The sequence below is a fragment of the Williamsia sp. genome, assembly GCF_016462415.1.
Classification (GTDB): domain Bacteria; phylum Actinomycetota; class Actinomycetes; order Mycobacteriales; family Mycobacteriaceae; genus Williamsia_A.
Map to the genome: position 1 here is coordinate 128,962 of NZ_JAEMTF010000001.1, position 5,789 is coordinate 134,750.

Sequence of the window (5,789 nt, forward strand, 5' to 3'; positions counted from 1 at the left end):
GTACACGACGGCATCAGGCAGATGTTCGACGTCATCGAGTACGCGCGTATGTTCGTCGGCACCAAAGCAATCGCCACGCTCTCGACCGGGTACCTCAATTCCCTCGACTACGCGAAACAACGTGTCCAGGGCGCCGACATGACCGAACTCGCCGACAAGGCCGCCCCCCGGGTGGCGATCACCCGCCATCCCGACGTCCGGCGCTCGCTGACCCTGCAGAAGTCCTACGCCGAGGGATTGCGCGCGCTGTACCTCTACACCGCTGCCCACCAAGACCCCGCTCTGGCCAGGCAGGTATCCGGCGCCGACGACGACACCGCCGCCCGCGTCAACGACCTGCTGCTCCCCATAGTCAAAGGCGTCGGATCCGAACGCGCCTACCAATATCTGACCGACAGCCTGCAAACACTCGGGGGATCGGGGTACCTCCGGGACTATCCCATCGAGCAGTACATCCGGGACGCGAAAATAGACACCCTGTACGAGGGAACCACCGCCATCCAGGCCCAGGACTTCTTCTTCCGCAAAATCATCCGCGACAACGGCGTCGCGCTGACACACCTCGCCGAACAGATCACCACCTTCGTCGAAGACGAGAACGGGCACAAACGCCTCAACGTCGGCCGGGCTCGGCTTCGGGCCGCACTCGACGACACGCACGCCATGACAGCAACTCTCACCGAGTACCTCATGGCCGCGCAGGAATCGCCGTCCGAGCTGTACCGAATCGGGCTCGGATCGGTTCCCTTCCTGATGGCCGTCGGCGACCTTCTCATCGGCTGGCAACTCCTGCGGCAGGCCGACATCGCCGCGCACGCACTCGACACCTCGGTCTCGGACTCCGACAGGGCCTTTTACGAAGGCAAGGTCGCGACCGCGCACTTCTTCGCGACCACCGTCCTGCCGACCGTGCACACCACCCGTGATCTGATCGACACCATGGAGATCGGCATCATGGATCTCGCCGAAGCCTCGTTCTAGCGATGTCCGCACAACAGCCCATCGACGTCGGCGCCATGCACGATGATGCGCACGTAGCCGCGGAAAACGTCAAAACGGCCGTCGACTGTCTGTCCGCTCGAGTGCCGAACATCGCCAACCCGGCGGCGGTCGGCCCGCTACTCGGTGTGCTCATCGACGCCCAACGCGAGTTGTCGGCAATCTACGACCAGCTTCACACATGGCATGCCGGAACCGTCGACGGAACCCACTTCGCCGGTTACAACGAACACGGCACCGAGATCAGCCACTATCGTGCAGCCGTCTATTGCCGGACAGCGGCCGCACGGGGCGAGGCGGCAAGCGCGGCGTTGAGGCGGGCGCTCAGAATCAATCAGACGCTGCACTGGTTCGACACAGGCACAGGGTTGCCGACGATCACTCCGAGCCTCGTCGACACCGCGATCTACGAAAGCCTCTGCGCCTTGCGGGCGGCGCAACGCACATGGGCCGTGACGGAGTCAGAGGATTGCGTCCGCAAAATCGAGTTGTTGCACACCATGATCGGCCGCATCCTCGGCATCGACGCGGCCGGCATCATCAGCACGGCGCATGAGGTGCTCTACCTCCCGACCGAGGAGTCCGCACCCATTGTGCTGTGGCACGTGTCGAAGTGAAACCGGTCATGGCCGATCCGGTGAACGCTGCGATGGATTTCGGTGGGTCCAATGATCTGTGAACTCTTCGATACCGTCGAGTAGTCGATCGAGACCGAAGGCGAATGCTCCTGTCGGGTCGCCAGGTGCTTGGAAGAGTTCGCCCACGTGAGCGCCGACTCGACCCGCAAGTGGAAAGTCGTGGTGCGGCATCACTTCGGACAGAGCTGGTCCGACGATGTTCCACCACTGAGAGTCGGTGAGTGTGGATTCGGTCGGCGTCCGCTGGGCGTCGAGGGTTTCGCGGGCGTTGCCCACCGCGAAGGCGTTGAGTGTGGAGATGACGCGGTCGCTGTCGAGGTCGGACAGTCCTGTGTCGACGAGTTGTTCGAGTTGCCGTTCGTATCGTCGGAGCCGGTGTGGGCCGGTGACCTGTCTCCAGCTGGAGGCGTCGAGCAGCCAGGGGTGGCGAATGAGCTCGTCGCGGACTGATTCGGCTATCCAGGTCAGCCGCGCGCGCAACGGCTTTCCGCGGTCGAACGGCTCATCCTGGGCTGCGACTGCGTCCACCATCAATGCGACGAGGGCGTCTTTGCTGGGGACGTAGGTGTAGAAGCTCATCGGCTTCATGCCGAGGGATGCACTGACCGTTCGCACCGACAGGCTGCCCAACCCGTCGCGGTCGGCCATCTCGACGGCCGCATCGACCACGTCGTCAACGGTCAATCGTTGGCGGGGTCCTCGACGGGTTTCGTCGGCGACGTGCGCACGCCACAGGAGTCGGACCACGGCCCTCGCTTCGTCTTCGGCCGACATGTGACCACCTTCCAGAACAAGCGCACCAAAGAACTCCGTATGCTGTACAGTCTTTATTACTCCGTACAGTGTACAACTTTAGGGGACGCGTTCATCGCAGTGCATGCCACCTACCTTCCAGACCTCCACATGTTCGCTTTGTGGTCTCCCGACGACGCCAGCGAGGACAGCACATCGAGAGTTCGCCTGGCTGTTCCTGCGGCCGCCGATGGTCATCAGGTCGAAGTCCGTGAAGTTCCCTGCACTGTCGTAGAGGCGGATTCGCTGGTCGGACGTCCCGCGCAGACTTCGTCGATGCGTGTGTGGGTGGATGCCCTCGCCGCGGGAACCGTTCCGGACGTGATGCCGCCCGCGGCTCACGCGGTGCCCGATCAGCTGGGAACGTCGATGACCAGTGCGGACCATGTTCGTCGCGTCTTCGCCGACACCAGGACGCTCGAGCGAGGTCTTCGTGACACGCTCCATGCCACGCTTCGGCCCTATCAGGCGCGCGGCATCAGCTGGCTGTTCACCACGGCGGAGGCCGAAGGTGGAGCTGTTCTGGCCGACGAGATGGGGTTGGGCAAGACGGTTCAGGCCATCGGACTACTCATCATTCGTAGGGGCGGGCCGGCTCTGGTGGTGTGCCCGAAGTCCCTGGTCAGCAACTGGCTGCGCGAGATCCGCAGGTTCGCTCCGACCCTCGACGCACGAGCGTGGTCGCCGACCAACCCACAGATGCCCTCGGCAGCTTCTGGCGCGGTCACCGTGGTTTCCTACTCGACCCTTCGGAACCACGCCGACACGCTGCGGCGTACGACCTGGGAAACGGTGGTGTTCGACGAAGCCCAAGCACTGAAGAATCCGCGCACGCAGGTTTCTCGTGCCGCACGCCGACTGGACTCCCGTGCACGCATCGCCCTGACAGGCACCCCGGTCGAGAACCATCTCGACGAACTGTGGTCGTTACTGAATCTCGTCGCGGCACAACGTTTCACTCATCGGGCCGTCTATCGCCGCCGCTTCACCCTGCCCGCCGGCGCCGGCGACAGTGACGCGCTGATGCGGCTGCGCGCCGCAACCGCTCCGGTGATGCTGCGGCGCTCGAAAGCGGAGGTGGCGTCGTCGCTGCCGGCGAAGATCGACAATCCGATACTCTGCGACCTCTCCGACGAGCAAACAGTCATCTACGACCAGATCCTCTCCGACGCGGCAGAGGCCGGGTTCGGCTCCGGGGTGGGCCGACACGGCACGGTGCTCGCCGCGCTGACCGCGCTCAAACAGCTCTGCAACCATCCCGGACTGATCGACGGCAACGTCAACGACCTCGCCGGTAGATCCGGGAAGCTCGACGCCTGCACAGGCATAGTTGCCGCCAACCTCGAATCCGGTTCAGCCACTCTCGTGTTCACCCAATACCGGGCCACTGGTGAGCTACTTCGGCGACACTTTGGCGAGAAGTTCGGCATCGACGCTCCGTTCTTTCACGGCGGACTCGACATCGCCGACCGTGACGACCTGGTCGACCGGTTCCAACGCGGCTTGACGGCACCGGTGATGGTCATGAGCCTCAAGGCCGGGGGAGTGGGGCTCACCCTCACCCGCGCCAGCGACGTCATTCATTTCGATCGGTGGTGGAACCCGGCTGTCGAAGAGCAGGCCTCGGACAGGGTCCACCGGATCGGACAGCAGAGGACGGTGACCATCTCCACCTTGACCACGGCGGGGACCCTCGAGGAACACATCGCGTCGATGCACGACCGGAAGTCGAGCGTGAGTGCGCACGCCGCTGATTCGTCAGTGGTCGCTGAACTGGCGCGACTGCCTGACGAACGACTACTCGAGATCCTCACACGAACGAGAGGGAACCGGTGAATTCGATACCTGCGCAACGGGAGCGGGCCGCGACGGTCGAGTTCGGCTACACGCCGTGGGGGATGGACGTCGTTCGGCTGGCCGAACCAGTCACCGTCACGGTCGCCAACAAGCTGCTCCCTCGGGCACGCAGTATCGCCCGCAACGGGGGAGTGCTACTCACCATCGAGGGACGGCTCGTACGTTCGACCGTGCACCGAGGCTCGGAGGCGTCGGTGAGCCATCTCGAATTCGCCCGGATGACATCAGAGCTCGCCGATGCTCTACGACAACCACTGTGCGCCGATCGGGTGTCCGACGACCAGCTCCACGCCGTTCTGGTCCGTGCGGGGTTCTGTCCCGCGCCGACCATCGCAAACGTCGACTGCTCCTGCGCGGCCCGAACACCGATGTGCGTGCACGTCCTCGCCACCATCTACGCCCTGGCACAACAGATCGACAATGCACCGCAGCTGGCGCTGGACATCCAGAGTGTCGACCTTGCTTCCTCGGACACGCCCGGCGACGTCGTCGTGGCCACATGGGTTCCTCTCCGCGAGATCGCGGTCGACACGTTCTATGACCTGCCGCCGGTCTGATTGCCGCGCAGCACCATTGATCCGTCTTGATTGACACCACTCACCACAAGTCAGGAGCCCTGAGATGACATCCGACCCGACACCGTCGATCAAACCGCCTCGATGGATCAAGTACGTGAACCGGCTCATGCTTGCCATCCGTGCCGTCGGGGGCATGCAAGAGCTGCCAGTGCTGACCGTGGCCGGGCGGCGTAGCGGAAAACCGCGACGGACACCCTTGACCGTTGTCACTCTCGACGGTCACCGATACCTGCTCGAGGGGTTTCCCGGCGCAGACTGGGCGCGAAACGTCCGGGCAGCGGGCGGGACGGCCACACTCACGACCGGACGACTGACTCAGCCAGTACACCTCACCGAACTGGACGCCGAATCAGCCGTACCTGTCCTCCGAGCGTGGCCCGACCGATCAGGAACTGACGGACCCAACATCATGAAGAACGCCGGCGTCGTCGACGAGATCAGCCCAGACGCGTTCGCAGCCCTAGCGGGCCGTTGCGCGGTGTTCCGCATCGACACCCTGTGAGCTGCGCGGCGGTGCGGGAACATTCGTCTGCCCTGTCGCATCCAACCTGTTGACGATGTAGTTGCACAGAGAGGCTTGACGTGGCAATCGAGCGCGGAGACCAGGCCAGTGGGAGCGATTTCGTGGTGTTTCCTCTGACCCACCCGTACGTCAAGGGTGAGCGGGACCATCTTCCGAAAGGGAGGCGCAACCTCTGTGGCGGCCCCTGTGATCTTCGAGCAGGAATTCTATATCGCAGTTGTGCGGTGCACAGCTCCATGCTGCGAGGGTGGAGTCCCGAGAAGCGGCCGGTGCAGTGTGGGCTCTGCGGACAGAACATCGAGCTGGTCAAGAACCGGTCCGGCAGCTCGTCGGCGCTGTGCGGCTGTGTGGGACAACGTCCGCCCGCTCCGGAGTAGTTCTCACATCACAAGATTCGGGACA

5 protein-coding genes and 1 pseudogene are annotated in these 5,789 nt (G+C 63.8%); 5 read left to right on the plus strand and 1 reads right to left on the minus strand.

Going from position 1 to position 5,789, the window contains the following annotated elements; all coding sequences use genetic code 11:
• Both JHC79_RS00615 and JHC79_RS00620 read left to right on the plus strand, forming a co-directional pair.
• Positions 1–981 (plus strand): acyl-CoA dehydrogenase (locus JHC79_RS00615; RefSeq protein WP_296387935.1); only part of this gene is annotated, 981 nt, incomplete at its 5' end.
• Between the two features lie 2 nt (positions 982–983).
• Positions 984–1,616 carry a hypothetical protein gene (locus JHC79_RS00620; RefSeq protein ID WP_296387936.1) on the plus strand — a complete coding sequence of 211 codons (633 nt, stop codon included), beginning with the start codon at positions 984–986 and terminating at the stop codon, positions 1,614–1,616.
• Between the two features lie 6 nt (positions 1,617–1,622).
• Here JHC79_RS00620 and JHC79_RS00625 read toward each other — a convergent pair whose 3' ends face one another.
• Positions 1,623–2,321, minus strand: coding sequence for a TetR/AcrR family transcriptional regulator (locus JHC79_RS00625; protein WP_366782057.1), 699 nt, complete (start codon positions 2,319–2,321; stop codon positions 1,623–1,625).
• Positions 2,322–2,357: 36 nt separating this feature from the next.
• Here JHC79_RS00625 and JHC79_RS00630 point away from each other — a divergent pair, with 36 nt between their 5' ends.
• From JHC79_RS00630 to JHC79_RS23775, 3 genes and pseudogenes are all read left to right on the plus strand, one after another.
• Entirely contained in the window at positions 2,358–4,265 is a 1,908-nt protein-coding gene (locus tag JHC79_RS00630; protein ID WP_366782059.1) for a DEAD/DEAH box helicase, read from the plus strand.
• Entirely contained in the window at positions 4,262–4,843 is a 582-nt protein-coding gene (locus tag JHC79_RS00635; protein ID WP_296387938.1) for a hypothetical protein, read from the plus strand. The genes JHC79_RS00630 and JHC79_RS00635 overlap by 4 nt, the downstream gene beginning before the upstream one ends.
• Before the next feature lie 154 nt (positions 4,844–4,997).
• A pseudogene (locus JHC79_RS23775) lies at positions 4,998–5,129 on the plus strand (nitroreductase/quinone reductase family protein); the annotation flags it as partial.
• Positions 5,130–5,789: the final 660 nt, after the last annotated feature.